This window comes from Streptomyces sp. SID9727 (genome assembly GCF_010550605.1).
GTDB lineage: Bacteria > Actinomycetota > Actinomycetes > Streptomycetales > Streptomycetaceae > Streptomyces.
This window is the reverse complement of the sequence record NZ_JAAGNI010000386.1, coordinates 1-20494: the sequence shown is the minus strand read 5'-3', so window position 1 is coordinate 20494 and position 20494 is coordinate 1. Positions and strand designations below refer to the sequence as shown.

21 protein-coding genes and 1 pseudogene are annotated in these 20494 nt (G+C 71.7%); 13 read left to right on the top strand and 9 right to left on the bottom strand.

What is annotated here, in order from left to right; translation table 11 throughout:
• Nucleotides 1-5 precede the first annotated feature (5 nt).
• The 5 genes from ybeY to era all read left to right on the top strand — a co-directional run bounded on the left by ybeY (nucleotide 6) and on the right by era (nucleotide 3631).
• Nucleotides 6-503 (top strand): rRNA maturation RNase YbeY, encoded by a 498-nt coding sequence (gene ybeY, locus G3I41_RS27085; RefSeq protein ID WP_164402988.1) that lies wholly within the window; start codon nucleotides 6-8, stop codon nucleotides 501-503.
• Entirely contained in the window at nucleotides 500-1798 is a 1299-nt protein-coding gene (locus G3I41_RS27080; RefSeq protein WP_164402987.1) for a hemolysin family protein, read from the top strand. Before ybeY ends, G3I41_RS27080 begins: the two co-directional genes overlap by 4 nt.
• Entirely contained in the window at nucleotides 1795-2148 is a 354-nt protein-coding gene (locus tag G3I41_RS27075; protein ID WP_164402986.1) for an MmcQ/YjbR family DNA-binding protein, read from the top strand. The genes G3I41_RS27080 and G3I41_RS27075 overlap by 4 nt, the downstream gene beginning before the upstream one ends.
• 60 nt (nucleotides 2149-2208) lie before the next feature.
• Nucleotides 2209-2562 carry a cytidine deaminase gene (locus tag G3I41_RS27070; RefSeq protein WP_164402985.1) on the top strand — a complete coding sequence of 118 codons (354 nt, stop codon included), beginning with the start codon at nucleotides 2209-2211 and terminating at the stop codon, nucleotides 2560-2562.
• A 94-nt stretch (nucleotides 2563-2656) separates the two neighbouring features.
• Nucleotides 2657-3631 (top strand): GTPase Era, encoded by a 975-nt coding sequence (gene era / locus G3I41_RS27065; protein ID WP_203601714.1) that lies wholly within the window; start codon nucleotides 2657-2659, stop codon nucleotides 3629-3631.
• A gap of 29 nt (nucleotides 3632-3660) precedes the next feature.
• Here era and G3I41_RS27060 read toward each other — a convergent pair whose 3' ends face one another.
• Both G3I41_RS27060 and G3I41_RS27055 read right to left on the bottom strand, forming a co-directional pair.
• Nucleotides 3661-3927: a protealysin inhibitor emfourin gene (locus G3I41_RS27060; protein WP_164402983.1), complete on the bottom strand. Its 267-nt coding sequence runs from the start codon at nucleotides 3925-3927 to the stop codon at nucleotides 3661-3663.
• A gap of 13 nt (nucleotides 3928-3940) precedes the next feature.
• A complete protein-coding gene (locus G3I41_RS27055; protein WP_164402982.1) occupies nucleotides 3941-5017 on the bottom strand; it encodes a M4 family metallopeptidase in 1077 nt (358 codons plus the stop codon).
• A gap of 315 nt (nucleotides 5018-5332) precedes the next feature.
• Here G3I41_RS27055 and leuA point away from each other — a divergent pair, with 315 nt between their 5' ends.
• From leuA to G3I41_RS27030, 5 genes and pseudogenes are all read left to right on the top strand, one after another.
• The gene (gene leuA, locus G3I41_RS27050; RefSeq protein ID WP_164402981.1) at nucleotides 5333-7120 is read left to right on the top strand and encodes a 2-isopropylmalate synthase; all 1788 of its coding nucleotides are present in this window, start codon (nucleotides 5333-5335) and stop codon (nucleotides 7118-7120) included.
• Between the two features lie 209 nt (nucleotides 7121-7329).
• Nucleotides 7330-8007 (top strand): TerB family tellurite resistance protein, encoded by a 678-nt coding sequence (locus G3I41_RS27045; protein WP_164402980.1) that lies wholly within the window; start codon nucleotides 7330-7332, stop codon nucleotides 8005-8007.
• Nucleotides 7995-8222: pseudogene (locus tag G3I41_RS27040) on the top strand (MMPL family transporter); the annotation flags it as partial. The gene G3I41_RS27045 and the pseudogene G3I41_RS27040, both read left to right, overlap by 13 nt.
• Before the next feature lie 238 nt (nucleotides 8223-8460).
• Entirely contained in the window at nucleotides 8461-9207 is a 747-nt protein-coding gene (gene recO, locus G3I41_RS27035) for a DNA repair protein RecO (RefSeq protein ID WP_164402997.1), read from the top strand.
• 19 nt (nucleotides 9208-9226) lie between these two features.
• Complete coding sequence (locus G3I41_RS27030) at nucleotides 9227-10054, top strand: isoprenyl transferase (protein WP_164402979.1); 828 nt, start codon at nucleotides 9227-9229, stop codon at nucleotides 10052-10054.
• Between the two features lie 384 nt (nucleotides 10055-10438).
• On the opposite strand, the gene G3I41_RS27025 is transcribed toward G3I41_RS27030, so the two are convergent.
• The 4 genes from G3I41_RS27025 to G3I41_RS27010 form a co-directional block, all read right to left on the bottom strand.
• The gene (locus tag G3I41_RS27025) at nucleotides 10439-10873 is read right to left on the bottom strand and encodes a Fur family transcriptional regulator (RefSeq protein ID WP_164402978.1); all 435 of its coding nucleotides are present in this window, start codon (nucleotides 10871-10873) and stop codon (nucleotides 10439-10441) included.
• Nucleotides 10874-10938: 65 nt separating this feature from the next.
• Nucleotides 10939-11832, bottom strand: coding sequence for a metal ABC transporter permease (locus G3I41_RS27020; protein ID WP_164402977.1), 894 nt, complete (start codon nucleotides 11830-11832; stop codon nucleotides 10939-10941).
• Between the two features lie 2 nt (nucleotides 11833-11834).
• Nucleotides 11835-12617, bottom strand: coding sequence for a metal ABC transporter ATP-binding protein (locus G3I41_RS27015; RefSeq protein WP_164402976.1), 783 nt, complete (start codon nucleotides 12615-12617; stop codon nucleotides 11835-11837).
• 56 nt (nucleotides 12618-12673) lie between these two features.
• Nucleotides 12674-13633, bottom strand: a complete 960-nt coding sequence (locus G3I41_RS27010) for a metal ABC transporter substrate-binding protein (RefSeq protein WP_164402975.1) — start codon at nucleotides 13631-13633, stop codon at nucleotides 12674-12676.
• 143 nt (nucleotides 13634-13776) lie between these two features.
• On the opposite strand from G3I41_RS27010, the gene G3I41_RS27005 reads away from it, so the two are divergent.
• The gene (locus G3I41_RS27005; protein WP_164402974.1) at nucleotides 13777-15159 is read left to right on the top strand and encodes a glycine--tRNA ligase; all 1383 of its coding nucleotides are present in this window, start codon (nucleotides 13777-13779) and stop codon (nucleotides 15157-15159) included.
• A 242-nt stretch (nucleotides 15160-15401) separates the two neighbouring features.
• The gene (locus tag G3I41_RS27000) at nucleotides 15402-15632 is read left to right on the top strand and encodes a DUF6243 family protein (protein WP_164402973.1); all 231 of its coding nucleotides are present in this window, start codon (nucleotides 15402-15404) and stop codon (nucleotides 15630-15632) included.
• A gap of 81 nt (nucleotides 15633-15713) precedes the next feature.
• On the opposite strand, the gene G3I41_RS26995 is transcribed toward G3I41_RS27000, so the two are convergent.
• On the bottom strand, nucleotides 15714-17186 hold the full coding sequence (locus G3I41_RS26995; protein ID WP_343242233.1) for an MFS transporter: 1473 nt from the start codon (nucleotides 17184-17186) through the stop codon (nucleotides 15714-15716).
• A gap of 112 nt (nucleotides 17187-17298) precedes the next feature.
• Here G3I41_RS26995 and G3I41_RS26990 point away from each other — a divergent pair, with 112 nt between their 5' ends.
• The gene (locus tag G3I41_RS26990) at nucleotides 17299-18189 is read left to right on the top strand and encodes a helix-turn-helix domain-containing protein (RefSeq protein WP_164402972.1); all 891 of its coding nucleotides are present in this window, start codon (nucleotides 17299-17301) and stop codon (nucleotides 18187-18189) included.
• Here the strand turns inward: G3I41_RS26990 and G3I41_RS26985 are convergent.
• Together G3I41_RS26985 and bla are read right to left on the bottom strand one after the other, a co-directional pair.
• Nucleotides 18159-19640, bottom strand: a complete 1482-nt coding sequence (locus G3I41_RS26985) for an MFS transporter (protein WP_203601712.1) — start codon at nucleotides 19638-19640, stop codon at nucleotides 18159-18161. The two genes, G3I41_RS26990 and G3I41_RS26985, sit on opposite strands and share 31 nt — an antisense overlap.
• A 15-nt stretch (nucleotides 19641-19655) precedes the next feature.
• On the bottom strand, nucleotides 19656-20494 hold an 839-nt coding region (gene bla, locus G3I41_RS26980), incomplete at its 5' end, for a class A beta-lactamase (RefSeq protein ID WP_164402971.1).

Below are 20494 nucleotides of genomic sequence, written 5' to 3'. Positions count from 1 at the left end.
GCACCATGTCGATCGACGTCAACAACGAGTCCGGAACCGAGGTCGACGAGCAGGCGATCCTCGACATCGCCCGCTACGCGCTCGCGCGCATGCGGATCCACCCGCTCTCCGAGCTCTCGGTGATCGTGGTGGACGCCGCGGCCATGGAGCAGCTGCACATCCAGTGGATGGACCTGCCGGGCCCGACCGATGTCATGTCCTTCCCGATGGACGAGCTGCGTCCGCCGGCGAAGGACGACGAGGAGCCGCCGCAGGGGCTCCTCGGTGACATCGTGCTCTGCCCCGAGGTCGCCAAGAAGCAGGGTGAGGAAGCCGAGACCCAGCACTCCATGGACGAGGAGCTCCAGCTGCTCACCGTCCACGGGGTGCTGCACCTGCTGGGCTACGACCACGAGGAGCCGGACGAGAAGGCCGAGATGTTCGGTCTCCAGGCGGCCATCGTGGACGGCTGGCGTGGTGAGCGCGGCCTGACCGGTCCGTCGCCCGCCCCGACCGTCTCGTGAGCCTCCCCCTGGTCTCCGGCGTCGTCCTGCTGGTCGTCGTCGGCTGGCTGGCCGCCTGCGCCGAGGCGGGCATCGCCCGCACGTCGAGCTTCCGGGCCGCCGAGGCGGTCCGCTCGGGCCGTCGCGGCAGCGCCAAGCTGGAACAGGTCGCGGCCGACCCGACGCGCTATCTCAACGTCGCCCTGCTGGTGCGGGTCGCCTGCGAGATGGCCGCCGGGGTGCTCGTCACGTACGCCTGCCTGAAGGAGTTCCCGGAGACCTGGGAGGCGCTGGCCGTCGCCATCGGCGTCATGGTCCTCGTCTCCTACGTCGCGATCGGCGTCTCCCCGCGCACCATCGGCCGCCAGCACCCGCTGAACACCGCGACCGCGTCGGCGTACGTGCTGCTGCCGCTGGCCCGGGTCATGGGGCCGGTCCCGCAGCTGCTGATCCTCCTCGGCAACGCGCTGACCCCCGGCAAGGGGTTCCGCAAGGGCCCGTTCGCCAGCGAGGCCGAGCTGCGGGCCATGGTGGACCTCGCCGAGCAGGAGTCGCTGATCGAGGACGAGGAGCGCCGCATGGTGCACTCCGTCTTCGAGCTCGGCGACACGCTCGTGCGCGAGGTGATGGTCCCGCGCACCGACCTCGTCTGCATCGAGCGCTACAAGACGATCCGTCAGGCGCTCACCCTCGCGCTGCGCTCCGGCTTCTCGCGGATCCCGGTCACCGGCGAGAACGAGGACGACATCGTCGGGATCGTCTACCTCAAGGACCTGGTCCGCAAGACGCACATCAACCGGGACTCGGAGGCCGACCCGGTCTCCACGGCGATGCGTCCGGCCGCGTTCGTGCCCGACACGAAGAACGCCGGAGACCTGCTGCGCGAGATGCAGCAGGAGCGCAGCCATGTCGCCGTCGTCATCGACGAGTACGGCGGCACGGCGGGCATCGTCACCATCGAGGACATCCTGGAGGAGATCGTCGGCGAGATCACCGACGAGTACGACCGTGAGCTGCCGCCCGTCCAGGAGCTGGAGAACGGCTGCTTCCGGGTGACCGCCCGGCTCGACATCGGCGACCTCGGCGAGCTCTTCGGTCTCGACGAGTACGACGACGAGGACGTCGAGACGGTCGGCGGCCTCCTCGCGAAGGCGCTGGGCCGGGTCCCGATCGCCGGCGCGTCCTCCGAGGTCGCACTGCCCGACGGGCGGCGGCTGCGGCTGACCGCGGAGTCCCCGGCGGGCCGGCGCAACAAGATCGTCACGGTGCTGGTGGAGCCGGTCGCTCCCGAGAAGGAGGAGGAGACGCCGGAATGACCCCGCAGCAGCTGAGGGCCTTCTGCCTAGGCTTCAACGCGAGCGTCGAGGAGTTCCCGTTCGGGCCGGAGGCGTCCGTCTTCAAGGTGCTCGGCAAGATGTTCGCGCTCAGCGCGCTGGACGCCCGGCCCCTGACGGTGAACCTCAAGTGCGACCCCGACGAGGCGGTGCGGCTGCGCGAGGAGTACGTGGCGGTGGCGCCCGGCTGGCACATGAACAAGCGCCACTGGAACACCGTCACCGTCTCCGGGCTCCCCGACGCGAAGCTGCGCGAGCTGATCGAGGACAGCTACGACCTGGTGGTGGCCGGCCTCCCGAAGGCGGAGCGGCTGCGGCTGGACCGCCCGTAGGCCGCACCGGCCGGGGCTCCCGCCCGCCCCGGTCCGTGCCGGGCTTCGTATGCTCGGCACATGACTGAGACCACCGACCTCGGCGCCGAGGACCGCAAGATCGTCACCCTGGCGCGCAGCGCCCGCGCCCGCAACGGCGTCCCCGAGGGCGCTGCCGTCCGGGACGAGACCGGACGCACCTATGTGGCGGGGACCGTGGAGCTGGATTCGCTGAAGCTCAGCGCGCTGCGGACGGCCGTCGCGATGGCGGTGGCCAGCGGGGCGAAGTCCCTGGAGGCCGCCGCGATCGTCTCCGAGGCGGACGCCCCCTCCGACGAGGACCGGGCCGCCGTGAGGGACCTGGGCGGGGCCGGCACGCCGGTGCTGCTCGCCGGGCCGGACGGACGGCTGCGGCTCAGCGTCACGGCCGGCTGACCGCCGTACGGGGCGGGGGACCGGGCCGTCCGTGCCGGGCCCGGAGGCCGCGGCGGGCGCCCTCGGTGCCCCGCGGCCCCCGGGATCGGGGACAATGGGCGCCATGAGCGTTCGACCTAACCCTGAAGCCGCCGCGCGGCAGGCCGAGAACCCCGCCCCCCACCGGGCCGGCTTCGCCTGCTTCGTGGGCCGCCCCAACGCGGGCAAGTCCACCCTGACGAACGCTCTGGTCGGGCGGAAGGTGGCCATCACCTCCAACCGGCCGCAGACGACCCGGCACACCGTGCGCGGCATCGTGCACCGGCCGGACGCCCAGCTGATCCTGGTCGACACCCCCGGGCTGCACAAACCGCGCACCCTGCTGGGCGAGCGGCTGAACGACATCGTGCGCACCACCTGGGCCGAGGTCGACGTGATCGGCTTCTGCCTGCCCGCCGACCAGAAGCTCGGTCCCGGCGACAAGTACATCGTCAAGGAGCTCGCGGGCATCAGGAAGACGCCCAAGATCGCGATCATCACCAAGACCGACCTGGTCGACTCCAAGCAGCTCGCCGAACAGCTGCTGGCCGTCTCCCGGCTCGGCGAGGAGCTGGGCTTCGAGTGGGCGGAGATCATCCCGGTCTCGGCCGTCAAGGACCAGCAGGTCGACCTGCTCTCCGACCTGATCGCCCCGCTCCTGCCCGAGAGCCCGCCGCTCTACCCCGAGGGCGACCTCACCGACGAGCCGGAGATGGTGATGGTCGCGGAGCTGATCCGCGAGGCCGCGCTCGAAGGCGTACGCGACGAGCTGCCGCACTCCATCGCGGTCGTCGTGGAGGAGATGCTGCCGCGCGAGGACCGGCCGGCGGACAAGCCGCTGCTGGACATCCACGCCAACGTCTACATCGAGCGCCCCAGCCAGAAGGGCATCATCATCGGTCCGAAGGGCAAGCGGCTGAAGGACGTCGGCACCAAGTCCCGCAAGCACATCGAGGCCCTGCTCGGCACCCCCGTCTACCTCGACCTGCACGTCAAGGTCGCCAAGGACTGGCAGCGCGACCCCAAGCAGCTGCGGAAGCTCGGCTTCTGAGGCGCGCTTCCCTCACACCGCGCCCCGTCTCACGCGCCCTCCTTCAGGACGCGTGAGATCAGGTCGCGCTGGGCCTCGGTCAGGCGGGGGTCCGCGCAGTGCACGGTCCTGCCGTCGACCGTTATCCGGTAACTGAAGCCGTCCGGGACGCCCCGGGGCGCGGCGCCCTGGCCGTCGGCGAGCGCCGAGCCGGCCAGGGCCTCCCACTCCTGGGCGTCGGCCCGTCCGGCGGTGTCGATCTCGCGGTGGCGCGCGATGCCGGCGAAGCCGCCGGTCCTGCTCACCTGGATGCGCATGCGTGCGTCCCTCCTAATCGGTCGGAACGCCCACCTCCGACCACGCCTTGAGGACGGCCTCCACCTCGTCGCCCTCGCCGAAGCGGCTGCGCGCCGCCGCCACGGTCAGCCGGGCGAAGTCCGCGAAGTCCGCGTCCACCGCCAGTTCACCACCTGTGAGCACATCGAACCAGAGCTGGCCCGCCCGCTCCCAGGAGCTGCCGCCCAGCGCGGTCGCCAGGAGATAGAACGCGCGGTTGGGGATGCCGGAGTTGAGGTGGACGCCGCCGTTGTCGTCGCCGGTGTGGACGTAGTCGTCCATGGACGCCGGCTGCGGGTCCTTGCCGAGCACGTCGTCGTCGTACGCCGTGCCGGGTGCCTTCATCGAGCGCAGTGCCACGCCCTGGACCCGGGGCGCGAGCAGCCCCTCGCCGATCAGCCAGTCCGCCTGGTCGGCGGTCTGGCCCAGCGAGTACTGCTTCACGAGGGAGCCGAAGACGTCCGAGATGGACTCGTTGAGCGCGCCGGACTGGCCGTAGTAGCTCAGGTTGGCCGTGTACTGCGTGAGTCCGTGGGCCAGTTCGTGGGCGATCACGTCGAGGGCGACGGTGAAGTCGAGGAAGATCTCCCCGTCCCCGTCTCCGAAGACCATCTGTTCGCCGTCCCAGAAGGCGTTGTTGTACTTCTCGTCGTAGTGGACGGACCCGATCAGCGGCAGTCCGCGGCCGTCGATGGAGCGCCGGCCGTAGGCGGTGAGCAGCAGGTCGAAGGTGGCGCCGAGGCCCGCGTACGCGCGGTTGACGCTGGCGTCCTTCGTGGGCTTCTCGCCCTCGCCGCGGACCTTGGTGCCCGGCAGGTCCGTGCCGTGGCGGCAGTCGTAGAGCGTGCGACGGGGCTTGGCGGCGGCCTCGTCGTCCGGTTCGGCGGGGGCGGCGGGCCGGGCGGTGGTCGTCACCTGGCGGCGGGTGCGGCGGGCCGCGTCGGACTCCAGGGTGCGGCGGGCCGGATCGGCGAGGACGGGGTCGTCGGACTGGGAGAGCTTGTCGAGGACGTGGGGCGGGACGATGGTGCAGAAGACGGGGTGGAACCCCTGCTGTGAACGAGGCTGCATACAGACGACTGTGGCACTACGTGAGCGCCAAGTCGCTGGTTGCAACCGTGGTTGATGAAATGGAGTGATTGGTCACTGTTGGGCGTTTAGGTCGTCCCGTACGGGTGAGGGCGGCTGCCGGTCCCGCATACTGAAACGGCACCCACGTCTCGGGCGCCTCTCGGCTAGTCTCGACGCATCATGCGTTTCGGGCTGCTTCTTCTTAGCTGCCGCGGCGAGGGCCTGTAGTCGAGGCCGACCCCCTCCCCGCGGAGTCTGGTGTTGCAGTAACACAGTCGGCCGTCCCGGAGAAGGACACCCGAGGAGCCCCGCGCCATGACCGAAGTGAACCCCGCCCAGACCCCCGCCGCGCACGCCGTCGGCCGCCCCACACCGATCACCAACGCCACGGTGCTGCAGAAGCCGTCCGGGATGCCGGTCCACAAGTACGGCCGCTACGAGGCCGTCGACATCCCCGACCGCACCTGGCCCGAGAAGCGGATCACCAAGGCGCCCCGCTGGCTCTCCACCGACCTGCGCGACGGCAACCAGGCCCTGATCGACCCGATGTCGCCGGCCCGCAAGCGCGAGATGTTCGACCTGCTCGTACGCATGGGGTACAAGGAGATCGAGGTCGGCTTCCCGTCCTCCGGCGAGACCGATTTCGCCTTCGTCCGCTCCATCATCGAAGAGGGCGCGATCCCCGAGGACGTGACGATCTCCGTCCTGACGCAGGCCCGTGAGGAACTGATCGAGCGAACCGTCGAATCGCTGGTCGGTGCCCGACGCGCCACCGTCCACCTGTACAACGCGACCGCCCCGACCTTCCGCCGCGTGGTCTTCCGCGGGTCCCGCGAGGAGGTCAAGCAGATCGCGGTGGACGGCACCCGGCTGGTCATGGAGTACGCCGACAAGATCCTGGGCGACGAGACGATTTTCGGCTACCAGTACAGCCCCGAGATCTTCACCGACACCGAGCTGGACTTCGCCCTGGAGGTCTGCGAGGCGGTCTGTGACGTCTGGCAGCCCGAGCAGGGCCGCGAGATCATCCTCAACCTGCCCGCCACCGTGGAGCGTTCGACGCCGTCCACGCACGCGGACCGGTTCGAGTGGATGTCGCGCAACCTGTCGCGGCGCGAGTTCGTCTGCCTGTCCGTCCACCCGCACAACGACCGCGGCACCGCCGTCGCCGCCGCCGAACTGGCCCTGATGGCCGGGGCGGACCGGATCGAGGGCTGCCTGTTCGGCCAGGGCGAGCGCACGGGCAACGTCGACCTGGTGACGCTGGGCATGAACCTGTTCTCGCAGGGCGTCGACCCGCAGATCGACTTCTCGCAGATCGACGAGATCCGCCGCACCAGCGAGTACTGCAACCAGATGGAGGTCCACCCGCGCCACCCCTACGCGGGCGACCTGGTCTACACCGCCTTCTCCGGCTCCCACCAGGACGCCATCAAGAAGGGCTTCGACGCCATGGAGGCCGACGCGGCCGCCGCAGGCAAGACCGTGGACGACATCGAGTGGGCCGTGCCCTACCTGCCGATCGACCCGAAGGACGTCGGTCGCTCCTACGAGGCGGTCATCCGCGTCAACTCGCAGTCCGGCAAGGGCGGCATCGCGTACGTCCTGAAGAACGACCACAAGCTGGACCTGCCCCGCCGGATGCAGATCGAGTTCTCCCGGATCATTCAGGCCAAGACCGACGCCGAGGGCGGCGAGGTCACGCCGACGCAGATCTGGAGCGTCTTCCAGGACGAGTACCTGCCCAACCCGGACAACGCCTGGGGGCGCGTCCAGATCCGCTCCGGCCAGAGCACGACCGGCTCCGACGGCCGTGACACGATCACCGTCGAGGCGACCGTGGACGGCGTGGACACCGTGCTGACCGGCACCGGCAACGGCCCGATCTCCGCGTTCTTCGAAGCGCTGCAGGCCATCGGTATCGACGCCCGGCTGCTGGACTACACCGAGCACACCATGAGCGAGGGCGCGAGCGCCCAGGCCGCCTCGTACATCGAGTGCGCCATCGACGGGAAGGTGCTGTGGGGCATCGGCATCGACGCCAACACCACCCGCGCCTCGCTGAAGGCGGTCGTCTCGGCCGTCAACCGCGCCACCCGCTGACCCGGCGCCCGGAAGGGCCCGAAGCCGTACGGTCCGCGGACCCCGCCCACCCGCTTCCGGGGGGCGGGGTTCGGCCATTCTCCGGGCGGTTGTGACGGGCGGGGTGCTGACGGCACAACGGTGATGTGGTTAACATCACGTCGACACGGCAGTGTTGCCGGAGTGTTACGGAGGTGTGCGACGTGCGGTCAGCCCTGGGACAACGCGCCATGAAGCTGCGTATCTGCGGCATCCGTACGCTGTGGGACACCACCGGCGACGGGGAGTTCTTCTGCCCCGGCTGCGGCGGTGACCGCAACTACCGCCTCCTCACCGGCCGGCGCCGCTTCGCCGTGCTGGGCGTGCCCCTGCTGCGGCGCGGCACCACGGACCCGGTGGTCGAGTGCGCGGCCTGCCACCAGCACCTCGACCCGGAAACGCTCGGCCACCCCACCACCACCCGGTTCTCCGCGATGCTCAGGGACGCCGTGCACACCGTCGCCCTCGGCGTCCTCGCGGCCGGCGGCAGCACCTCCCGTACGGTCCTGGAGAGCGCCGCCGAGACCGTGCGCGGCGCCGGGTTCGAGGACTGCACGCCCGAACAGCTCGCCACCGTCGTCGAGGTGCTGTCCGCCGACATCGGCCAGGGCTCCGCGTTCGACCCGGCGGCCGAGGCGTGCGGCGCGGCCCTCGCCATCGAGCTGCACGAGGCGCTGGAACCGCTCGCCCCGCACCTCGCCCCCACCGGGCGCGAATCGATTCTGCTCCAGGGCGCCCGGATCGCCCTCGCGGACGGCGCGTACAGCACCGCCGAACGCGAGGTGCTGACCACCGTCGGCGGGGCGCTGAGGCTGCGTGCCGAGGACACCGCCCGGCTGCTCGCCGAGGCGGCGCGCACGCCCTCCTGATGCCGGTCTCCCGCTGCCGCGGGGGACTGGTCCGCGCCGAACGTCCCCGCGACGCCACGGCGGCGGCGCTGCGCGGCCGCGGACCCGCTGTCCTCGTTCCCTCCGGGACCGTCGCGGCGGGCCTGCTGCGCCTGCCGGCGGCCGATCCCACCGGCAGCCGGGGCATGGGCCCGACCGCCGTCGTCGGTGTGCTGTGCGCCCTCCTGGCGTCGCTCCGTCCTCTCGCCCGGCCGGGAAGCCCTCTTCGTCGCCCGGGTGCTCAGCGCCCCGGGCGCCCCCGCCGGGACCGGCCCCGAGGGCCTGGGCACGCTCTCCGAGCGGGAGCGCCGGGCCCTGGCCCCGGTCGCGCGCGGCCTCGACAGCGCCGGGATCACCGAGAGCCCGGGCCTCGGCCCGCTCACCGCCTCAGGGGCCGGGCCCCGGGTGTCGGTGGCGTACCGGACAATGGGAGGCATGAGCTTGTTCCGGGACGACGGCGTGGTGCTGCGCACGCAGAAACTGGGCGAGGCCGACCGGATCATCACGATACTGACCCGGGGCCACGGCCGGGTGCGGGCCGTCGCGCGCGGGGTGCGGCGCACCAAGTCGAAGTTCGGGGCCCGTCTCGAACCGTTCTCCCACGTGGACGTGCAGTTCTTCGCGCGCGGCAGCGAGCTGGTCGGGCGCGGGCTGCCGCTGTGCACTCAGAGCGAGACGATCGCGCCGTACGGCGGCGGGATCGTCACCGACTACGGGCGCTACACCGCCGGGACCGCGATGCTGGAGACCGCCGAGCGCTTCACCGACCACGAGGGCGAACCCGCCGTCCAGCAGTACCTGCTGCTGGTGGGCGGGCTGCGCACGCTGGCCCGGGGCGAGCACGCGCCGCATCTCATCCTGGACGCCTTCCTGCTGCGCTCCCTCGCGGTCAACGGCTACGCCCCCAGCTTCGACGCCTGCGCCCGGTGCGGACTGCCGGGACCGAACCGTTTCTTCTCGGTGGCGGCGGGCGGGGTCGTATGCGGCGACTGCCGGGTGCCCGGCAGCGTCGTACCCTCGGCTCAGGCCGTCGCCCTGCTGAGCGCCCTGCTCACCGGTGACTGGGAGACGGCGGACGCGTGCGAGGCGCGTCATGCCAGGGAGGGGAGCGGGCTGGTGTCCGCGTATCTGCACTGGCATCTGGAGCGCGGGCTGCGTTCACTGCGGTACGTAGAGAAGTGACACAGGGAGACTGAAGCTCATGGCAGTACGCGGGATGCTCGGCGGCCGTAACCGGCGCGACTACAAGACCCCGGAGCCGCACCCGTCCGGTGCCGTGCCCCCGAAGATCCCCGGTGAGCTGGTGCCCAAGCACGTCGCCATCGTGATGGACGGAAACGGCCGCTGGGCGAAGGAGCGCGGCCTGCCGCGCACCGAGGGGCACAAGGTCGGCGAGGGCGTCGTCATGGACGTGCTCAAGGGCTGCATCGAGATGGGTGTCAAGAACCTCTCGTTGTACGCCTTCTCGACGGAGAACTGGAAGCGGTCCCCGGAGGAGGTGAAGTTCCTGATGAACTTCAACCGGGACGTCATCCGCCGCCGCCGTGACGAGATGGACGAGCTCGGCATCCGCATCCGCTGGGTGGGCCGCATGCCCAAGCTGTGGAAGTCCGTCGTGCAGGAGCTCCAGGTCGCCCAGGAGCAGACCAAGGACAACGACAAGATGACGCTGTACTTCTGCGTCAACTACGGCGGCCGGGCCGAGATCGCGGACGCCGCGCAGCGGATCGCGCAGGACGTGGCCGCCGGCCGGCTCGACCCGTCGAAGGTCAACGAGAAGACGTTCGCGAAGTACATCTACTACCCGGACATGCCGGACGTGGACCTGTTCGTGCGGCCCAGCGGCGAGCAGCGCACCTCGAACTACCTGATCTGGCAGAGCGCGTACGCCGAGATGGTCTTCCAGGACGTGCTGTGGCCGGACTTCGACCGCCGGGACCTGTGGCGCGCCTGCCTGGAATTCGCCCAGCGCGACCGCCGGTTCGGGGGCGCCGAGGAGGTCGCGGCGAAATCGGGTCCCCGGGCCTGAAGCCCTGCCGGTACGATCACGGCTCTTTCGCACACGTCGGGTGGGGGCCATGAACGAACAGCAGGGTGCCGTGCACGGAGCGGTCGAACTGAGATACCGCCCGGAGCCGCGGGACTACACGTCGGCACTCCGCGCGTGTCACCGGGTCAGCGCCTCGGGCCGGCGGCAGCGGCTCCTGGGGGTGGTCGCGACGGGATGCGGCGTCGTGGCCACCTCGCTGTCCCTGGCGAACGGCGACGACCGTGATAGCCAAGCGGGGCGCCCGGGGCGGGTCCGATGTGGACCGCATACGCGAGATCTTCGACCGGAACCTGAAGAGAATCTGAACGGCTGGACCGGAGAGCCCCCCGCTCCCTGCTCCGGCCTGATCCGGACGAAAGGCCCTCAGTTCTCGCCGCCCGCGCAGTCCGCGCAGGTGCCGAAGACCTCGACCGTGTGCGCGACGTTGACGAAGCCGTGCTGGGAGGCGATGGTCTCCGCCCACTGCTCGACCACGGGCCCCTCGACCTCGACCGCCTTGCCGCACATGCGGCAGACCAGGTGGTGGTGGTGCTCGCCGGTCGAGCAGCGCCGGTAGACGGACTCGCCCTCCGTGGTGCGCAGGACGTCCACCTCCCCGGCGTCGGCGAGGGACTGGAGGGTGCGGTAGACGGTCGTCAGGCCGACCGAGTCCCCCCGGTGCTTGAGGACGTCGTGCAGCTCCTGCGCGCTGCGGAACTCGTCCACCTCGTCGAGCGCCGCCGCGACGGCTGCCCGCTGCCGGGTCGAGCGGCCGCGTACCGGAGCCGCGTTCGTCCCACTGATCGGCGCCGTCGCCACAGGAGCCTCCTCGTGTCGCCCGTACATCTGTCGGGCCATTGTGCCAGCCCGCCCCTTCCGCGGGATCAGACTCGGACGTCGTCCGGTGCCGGGCGGGCCCCCGGTACTTCCAGGGTGCACCCCTTTGTCTCGGTCTCGCCTCGCCGGGCGCGGACGCGGGCGAGCGGGGCGGCGAGCAGCGTCAGGGCGACGAAGACCCCGATGGCCAGCAGCACGATCGTCGCGCCGGGCGGGACGTCCTGGTAGTACGAGGTGATGGTGCCGGACAGGGTGACGCCGACGCCGATGACGACGGAGAGCACGAACGTCACCTTGAAGGACCGGGTGATCTGCTGCGCGGCGGCGACCGGGACCACCATCAGGGCGCTGACCAGCAGCAGCCCCACGACCCGCATCGCGACCGTGACGGTCACGGCGGCGGTGACCGCGACGAGCAGGTTCAGCATCCGCACCGGCAGGCCGGTCACCCGGGCGAACTCCTCGTCCTGGCTGACGGCGAACAGCTGCCGCCGCAGCCCCACCGTCACCAGCAGCACGAAGGCGGCGAGCAGCGAGATCGCGGTGATGTCCTCGGAGGAGACCGTGGACAACGAACCGAAGAGGTACGAGGTCAGGTTGGCGTTCGAGCCCGTGTCGGAGAGGTTGATCAGCAGGACACCGCCCGCCATGCCGCCGTAGAACAGCATGGCCAGCGCGATGTCGCCCCGGGTGCGCCCGTACCAGCGGATCAGCTCCATGACGACCGCGCCCGCGACGGCGACGGCGGTGGCCATCCAGACCGGGCTGGTGGAGAGCAGGAAGCCGAGACCGACGCCGGTCATCGCGATGTGGCCGATGCCGTCGCCCATCAGGGCCTGTCGGCGCTGCACGAGGTAGATGCCGACGGCGGGCGCGATGACGCCGACCAGTACGGCGGCGAGCAGGGCCCGCTGCATGAAGGGGGGGTCGAGGAATTCCATGGTCAGCTCAGCAGTCCCGTCCGGACGGGCTCGGAAGCCGCGTGGGGGTGTACGTGGTCGTGGCCGGGCAGCGCGTGCTGTCCGACGGCCTTCGGGGGCGGCCCGTCGTGCAGGACGCAGCCGTCGCGCAGGACGACCGCCCGGTCGATCAGGGGCTCCAGCGGACCCAGCTCGTGCAGGACGAGGAGCACGGTGGTTCCGGCGGCGACCTGCTCGCGCAGGGTGGCGGCCAGGATCTCCTGGCTGGCCAGGTCCACGCCCGCCATCGGCTCGTCCATGATCAGGAGCTCCGGTTCGGCGGCGAGCGCGCGGGCGATGAGCACCCGCTGGTGCTGGCCGCCGGAGAGGGCGTTCACCGAGTCCTTCGCGCGGTCGGCGAGGCCGACGAGCTCGATGGCGCGGTCGACGGCGGCGCGGTCCGCCTTGCGGGGGATGCCCAGCCGGGTGCGGGAGAGGCGTCCGGCGGAGACGACCTCGCGGATCGTGGCGGGTACGCCGCCCGCCGCCGTGGTGCGCTGCGGTACGTAGCCGACCCGGGCCCAGTCGCGGAAGCGGCGCAGCGGGGTGCCGAACAGCTCGACGGTGCCGCCGGTCAGGGGGACCTGGCCGATGACGGAGCGGACGGCGGTGGACTTGCCGGATCCGTTGGCGCCGAGCAGGGCGACGACCTCGCCCCGGCGCACGGTCAGGTCGACGCCGCGCAGCACGGGGCGCGCGCCCAGGACGGCGGTGGCGTCGCGTACGGTGATCACGGGTTCGCTGGCGGGGTGCTGGGGCTCGGGCATGAGCGCCTCCGGTGCTGCTGCGCGGTTCGGGCCGATAGGTGCGGTGGGGCCGTCGTTCACTTCGCGCCGAGCGCCGTGCGCAGGGCGGCGAGGTTGGACTTCATGACCCCGATGTAGTCATCGCCCTTGGAGCTGTCGGTGATTCCCTCCAGCGGGTCCAGGACGCCGGTCTTCAGGCCGGCGTCGCGGGCGACCGTCTTCGCGGTCTTGTCGCTGGCGAGCGTCTCGAAGAAGACGGTGGTGACCTTCTTCTCCTCGGCGATGGAGTGCAGGGCGCTGATGCGGGCGGGGCTGGGCTCGGCCTCGGGGTCGATGCCGGCGATGCCCTCCTGGACGAGGCCGTAGCGCTCGGCGAGGTAGCCGAAGGCGGAGTGCGTGGTGATGAACGTCTTCGTCGCGGTGTTCTTCAGCCCGGTCCGGTACGCGGTGTCGAGCGCGCCGAGCTCCTTGACCAGGGCGTCGGTGTTCTTCCGGTAGTCCGCCGCGTGGTCCGGGTCGGTCTTCGCCAGCGAGGTGCCGACGCCCTTGGCGACCTCGGTGTACTTCACCGGGTCCAGCCAGATGTGCGGGTCGGCGCCGGCCTCGTCGCCCTCGTGGTCGTGCTCGTGGCCGTGCTCCTCGCCGCCGGTCTCGGTGCCGTGGTCCTCCAGCGTGGTCAGCGTCGCGGCGTCGAGGGTGTGGGAGGCGCCGGACTGCTTGATCGCCTCGTCGACGGCGGGCTGGAGGCCCTTGAGATAGAGGATGAAGTCCGCGTCGCTGAGCCTGCCGGTCTGCCGGGGGCTGAGCTCCAGGTCGTGGGGTTCCACGCCGGGCTTGGTGAGCGTGGTGACCGAGACGTGGTCGCCGCCTATGCGCTCGGCCAGGAACTGCATGGGATAGAAGGACGCCACCACGTCCAGCCTGCCGTCGCTCCTGTGGTCGGAGGTGTCGGACGAGGAGCAGGCGGTGACGGCGGTGAGGCCGAGCGCGACCGCGCCGGTGACGGCGGCGGCCGGTATGAGGCGGCGTATGTTCATGACAGTCATTTTCAACAAAAGTGGAAACGATTGTCAACAAGCGGGGTCCGCGAACGGGACCGGTACCGATGTGATCGAAGGGGAGGCGCCGCCGGTAATCTGGGCTCTTCGCCCGCCCGTTCCGTCGTAATGAAGAGAGCACCGTGGCCGCCGACAAGATCGACACCATCGTCAGCCTGAGCAAGCGCCGTGGCTTCGTCTACCCCTGCAGCGAGATCTACGGTGGTCAGAAGGCCGCCTGGGACTACGGGCCGCTGGGCGTCGAGCTCAAGGAGAACCTGAAGCGCCAGTGGTGGCGCTACATGGTCACGTCCCGCGAGGACGTCGTCGGCATCGACTCGTCGGTCATCCTGGCCCCCGAGGTGTGGGTGGCCTCCGGCCACGTCGCCACGTTCTCGGACCCGCTGACCGAGTGCACCTCCTGCCACAAGCGCTACCGCGCCGACCACCTGGAGGAGGCGTACGAGGAGAAGCACGGCAAGGCGCCCGCGAACGGCCTCGCCGACCTCAACTGCCCCAACTGCGGCAACAAGGGCACCTTCACCGAGCCCAAGCAGTTCTCCGGCCTGCTCTCCACGCACCTCGGCCCGACCCAGGACTCCGGCTCGGTCGCCTATCTGCGCCCCGAGACCGCCCAGGGCATCTTCACCAACTTCTCCCAGGTGCTGACCACCGCGCGCAAGAAGCCCCCGTTCGGCATCGCGCAGATGGGCAAGTCCTTCCGCAACGAGATCACTCCGGGCAACTTCATCTTCCGCACGCGCGAGTTCGAGCAGATGGAGATGGAGTTCTTCGTCAAGCCGGGCGAGGACGAGCAGTGGCAGGAGTACTGGATGGAGCAGCGCTGGAACTGGTACACCGGTCTCGGCCTGCGCGAGGAGAACATGCGGTGGTTCGAGCACCCGCAGGAGAAGCTCTCCCACTACTCCAAGCGCACCGCTGACATCGAGTACCGCTTCCGCTTCGGCGGCAGCGAGTGGGGCGAGCTGGAGGGCGTCGCCAACCGCACCGACTACGACCTCAACGCCCACTCCAAGGCGTCCGGCACGGACCTCTCCTACTTCGACCAGGAGAAGGGCGAGCGCTACACCCCGTACGTCATCGAGCCCGCGGCCGGTGTCGGCCGCTCGCTGCTGGCCTTCCTCCTCGACGCGTACAGCGAGGACGAGGCGCCGAACGCGAAGGGCGTCATGGAGAAGCGCGCCGTGATGCGCCTCGACCCGCGCCTGGCGCCGGTCAAGGTCGCGGTCCTCCCGCTCTCCCGCAACCCGCAGCTCTCGCCGAAGGCCAAGGGCCTCGCCGCCGACCTGCGGCAGAACTGGAACATCGAGTTCGACGACGCCGGCGCCATCGGCCGCCGCTACCGCCGCCAGGACGAGATCGGCACGCCGTTCTGCGTCACCGTCGACTTCGACACCCTGGACGACAACGCGGTCACCGTCCGCGAGCGCGACACGATGAAGCAGGAGCGCGTCTCCCTGGACCAGATCCAGGGCTACCTCGCCTCCCGCCTGCTCGGCTGCTGACGACCGCACCGGCTGAACGAGGCCCCCGCTCCCGCGCCCGCCGCGGAACCGGGGGCCTCATGCTGTGGGCCGGAGAGCGGAAAACCGGGTGAGCGGGGCCCCCGGTGTGGGTACCGTCGTGCCCATGTATTCGTTCTTCCAGATCTACGAGTGAGAGCGCGGCGGGCCCGACCACCCGCCGCCCCCCGGATCGATCCGAGGTCGCGAGAGACCTCACCGAGACCAGACATTGGGAGAACCCCATGGCCAAGAGCCGCAACAACCTCCTCGGCGTAGGCGGTCAGCGCAAGAAGCTGTCCCGCAACGGGGCCCAGGGCGCCGGCCCCGACCGCGAGGCCGACCGCAGGACGGCCGCCGACCAGAAGCAGGAGCTGCTCCGCAAGATGCGGGAGCGGGCCGCCGGCACCGAGCAGTCCGACACCGCGGAAGCCGACGCGCCGGCCGCGGAGCCGGAGGCCCCGGCACAGAGCTGACGCCCCCGCGCACGCACCGGGGCCCCGGCGGACGGACCTGCAGGTCCGTCCGCCGGGGCCTTCGCGCTTTCGGCGGCCGTCCTACCCCACCGTGCGCGGCAGCCGCAGGCTCAGCGCGGTCGTCAGGGCCACCGCCGCCAGCTGGACGAGCAGCGTCACGATCAGGGCGTCCCGCATCCCCGACCCCGGCACCAGGGCCAGGAACAGCGAGCCGAGCGTCGCCACCCCGAGCGTCAGCGTCGCCTGCTGGGTCGTCGTCATCACACCGCCGCCCACCCCGGCACGCTCCGGCGGTACGTCCGACAGGATGATGCGGAAGATGACGGGCAGTTGGAGGCCCTGGCCGAAGCCGGCGACCGCCATGCCGGGCAGCAGGCCCGCCATGCCCAGGTCCGGCCAGCCCCGCCACACGGTGAGCGCGAGCACCGCCACGCCCACCGCCTGGATCAGCCCGCCGGCCGTCACGACCCGGCTGCCGTACCGCCGCACCAGCCGGGGGCCGGCCAGCGACGCCACGAAGAAGGCCACCGCCATCGGGGCCATCGACAGGCCCGACCGCGCCGGGCCCAGCTCCAGGCCCTGCTGCAGCGCGACCGCGATGACGAACATGAAGCCGCCGAAGCCCACCGAGAACGGCACCACGAGGGCCAGCCCGCGCCGCAGCGACTCCAGGCGCAGCAGGCTCGGCGGCACCAGCGGGATCAGCCCGCGCCGGTCCGCCCGCCGCTCCACCCGGTAGAACGCCGCCGCCGCGAACGGGAACAGCGCGAGGGACACCCAGGTCCACAGCGGCCAGCCCGCCGCCCGCCCCTCGGTGAGCGGGGCCAGCAGCGTCAGCAGCGACACCGCGAGCAGCAGCGTGCCCGGTACGTCGACGGGCGCGGGGCGGGCCGCCCGGGTCTCCGGGACCGCGCGCGCCGCGAGCACCAGGCCGATCGCCGCGACGGGCACGTTGACCAGGAACACCGACCGCCAGCCCGCGCTCTCGCCGAACACCGAGGAGAGCGGCGCGGCGGCGACCAGCGCCCCGCCCAGGATCTGCCCCGCGACCATGGAGAGCCCGGCCGTCGCCCCGTACAGGCTCATCGCCCGGGCCCTGCGGTGGCCGGAGGTGGCCGCCTGGATGGTGGCGAGGACCTGCGGCAGCATCAGCGCGGCCGCGGCGCCCTGGGCCACCCGCGCCCCGACCAGGGTCCAGGCGGTCGGGGCGAGCCCGCAGGCCAGCGAGGTGAGCCCGAAGGCCGCGATCCCGGCCAGGAAGAGCCGGCGCCGGCCGGCCATGTCACCGAGCCGCCCGCCGAGGACGAGCAGCACGGCGTAGGCGAGCCCGTAACCGGCGACGACCAGTTCCAGCAGGGCGGGGCCCGCCGCCAGGTCGTGGTCGATGGTGGGCAGGGCCACGTTGACGATGAAGAAGTCGATGAGGGGGAGGGCCGCGCCCAGCAGCACGGTGAACAGTCCCAGCGCGCCGAGCACCGGGGCGGGATGGTCGTGCCGCACCACCGGGGAGGCGGTGGCGCGTGCGGTTGGCGTCCGTACAGAGGATTCACTCACGCCACCGACGATCGCTCCGCCCGCAGCCTGGTACCAGAGTGTCTTTATCCTGGTACAAGTACCACCAGGCACCGGCCGCCCGGTGCCCGTGCCGGGCCCGCACCCTGGAGGAATGACGACGATGGCGACGCCCCTGACGCAGACGGCCGCCCCCGGCGGGAGCGAGCCCGACATCCGGCGGCACGAACTGGCGAACTTCCTGCGCAGCCGCCGCGAACGGATCACCCCCGAGCAGGTCGGCCTCGTCCGGGGCCGCCGCAGGCGCACGCCGGGGCTGCGCCGCGAGGAGGTCGCCCAGCTCTCCGCCGTCGGTGTCACCTGGTACACCTGGCTCGAACAGGCCCGGGACATCCAGGTCTCGCCCCAGGTCCTCGACGCCCTCGCCCGCGCCCTGCTGCTCGATCGCAGCGAGCGCAGCCACCTCTTCTCGCTCGCCTCGGCCATCGACCCGGCCCCCGGTACGGACTGCCCCCACCTCACCCCGGCGCTGCGGACCATGCTGCGGCAGTTGGAGCCGATCCCCGCCTGTGTGCAGAACAGCCGGTACGACATCCTCGCCCACAACCGCACGTACGGGCGGCTCCTCTGCGACCTGGAGGCGGTGGCCCCCGAGGACCGCAACCTCATGCTGCTCGCCCACACCAACGAGCAGTGGCGCGCCTCGGTCATGGACACCGCCGAGGTGACCCGCTACATCACCGCCAAGTTCCGCGCGGCGATGGCGGAGCACCTGGCCGAGCCCGCCTGGAAGGAGCTGCTCGGCCGTCTGGAGGCGGCCTCGGAGGAGTTCCGCGAGAACTGGGCCCGGCACGAGGTCGTCGGGGCGGGCAGCCGGGCCAAGGTCTTCCGCAACGCCTGGGTGGGGCTGCTCCGGGTGGAGGCCACCGACCTCTGGCTCGGCCCCTCGGCCGGACCGCGCCTGGTCAGCTACGCGCCCCGGGACGACGAGACGTACGAGCGGCTGGCGCGCCTTCAGGAACTGGTGCGCGCCGCCGAGGACTGAGCGGCCCGGTCCCCGGCCGCCGGCTCCACCACCGGTTCCGCCAGCCGCTCCGCCGTCCGGCGGGCGGTGGACCCGGCCCACCGGCCGCTGCTCAGGGCGCCGACCAGCAGGACGGCGAGCCCGCAGCCGGTGACGATCCACCAGCCGGGCCGGCTCGCCGCCACGAAGCCGTCCGACCCGCCCGGGTCCGCCATGCCCGCCGCCAGGGCCGCGCCGATCACGGCGACGCCGAGGGTCTGCCCGATCTGCCGGCTGGTGGAGGCGACGGCCGCCGCGACGCCCGCCTGGGAGCGGGGCATGCCGGAGACGGCGGTGTTGGTGATGGGCGCGTTCACCGAGCCGAAGCCCAGACCGAAGAGCACGTACGCGGCGAACATCGAGACCGTCCCGGTCTCCGCGTCGAACGCCGCCAGCATCAGCCCGCTCACCGCCATCGCACCGCCCGCGACCAGCAGCGGGATGCGCGGCCCGCGACTGCCCACGAGCCGCCCGGACAGCGGCGAGAGCAGGCACACCACGGCCGCCATGGGCAGCGTGTAGAGACCGGCGTCCAGCGCGCTCAGACCCCGGACGTCCTGGAGATAGAGGGTGTTGAGGAAGAGGAAGCCGCCGAGCGCGGCGAAGGCGCTGACCGCGATGACGGTGGCCCCGCTGAACGGGACGCTGCGGAAGAACCGCAGGTCGATCAGCGGATCGGCGCGCCGGGGCTCGTACACCAGGAGCCCCGCCAGGGCCGCCGCCGCGAGCCCCGCGAAGAGCAGGATCTCGGCGGAGGTCCACCCCTTCTGCGGGGCCTCGATGATCGCGTACGTCAGCGAGCCCAGCAGCGTGATCACCAGGACCTGGCCCAGCGGGTCCGGGCGGCGGGCCCGCTGGGCACGCGACTCGGGGACGTAACGCCAGGTCAGGAACAGGGCGGCGAGGCCCACCGGGAGGTTGACCCAGAAGATCGACCGCCAGCCGACCGAGTCGACCAGGCCGCCGCCGACCACCGGTCCCGCCGCCATGGAGATGCCGACGACCCCGCCCCAGACGCCGATCGCCCGGGCGCGCTCGCGGGGGTCGGTGAAGGTGTTGGTGATGATCGACATCGCGACCGGGTTGAGCATCGAGCCGCCCACGGCCTGCACCATCCGGAAGGCGATCAGTGCCCCCAGGTTCGGCGCCAGCGAGCAGAGCGCCGAACCCAGGGTGAACAGGACCAGGCCCGCCATGAAGACCTTCCGCCGGCCGATCCGGTCGGCGGTGGAACCGGCGAGCATCAGCAGGGAGGCGAGGACGAGCGTGTACGCGTCGATCGTCCACTGCATCCCCGCGACGCTCGCGTCCAGCTCCCGGCGCATGGCGGGCAGGGCGACGTTCAGGGCGGTGGTGTCGAGGCTGACGATCAGCAGGCTCATGCAGCAGATCGCCAGCACCAGCATCCGCCGTCGGTGACTGAGCTCAGGCATCCATTGATAGTACGACTAACTAACGACTGCTGCCGCCAGGATTCTCGCCGCGTCCAGGACGAGCGGGTGGTCGCCCGCCGCGTCGGAGGCGCCCGCCGGCTTCGTCGTCAGCACGGCCAGGACCACCGGCGCACCCTCCGGCGTCCACGCGACGCCCACGTCGTTGCACGAGGCGTACGAGCCGCCGCCCGTCTTGTCGGCGACCGTCCACTCCGGCGGCAGCCCGGCCCGGAACCGCGTACCGCTCGTGCGGCAGTGCAGCAGCCAGTGGGTCAGCAGCTCGCGGTCCCGGCGCTCCAGCACGTCCCCCAGCACCAGCCGGGCGTAGTCGCGGGCGATCGCCGAGGGGGTCGTGGTGTCGGTGATCCGGCCCGGCTCGGCGGAGTTCAGGTCGGGCTCCCAGCGGTCCAGCCGGGTCAGGCGGTCGCCCAGCGAGTGGGCGAAGCGGGTCACCGCACGCGGGCCGCCCAGCTCGCGCAGCAGCAGGTTCCCCGCGGTGTTGTCGCTGTCCCCGATGGCGGCGTCGCAGAGCCGGGCGATGCTCAGCCCGCTCGCGATGTGCTCCGGGGTGTCGGTGACCGGCGAATCGGAGACGCAGTCCGCCTTCGTGTAGTGGACCACCTTCTCCAGGACCTCGCCGTCCCGGTCCAGGTCCCGCAGGACGGCCGCAGCGGCGAGCGTCTTGAAGGTGGACAGCATCGGGAAGCGCTCGTCGGCCCGGTGCCGCACCGCGACCCCGGTCGCCACGTTGTAGGCGAACGCGCCGACGCGGGCGCCGTGCGTCCGCTCCAGCTCGCGCAGCCGGGCCGTCGTGGGCCCGGCGGCGGCCCGCGCGGGGCTCGCGCCGAGGAGCA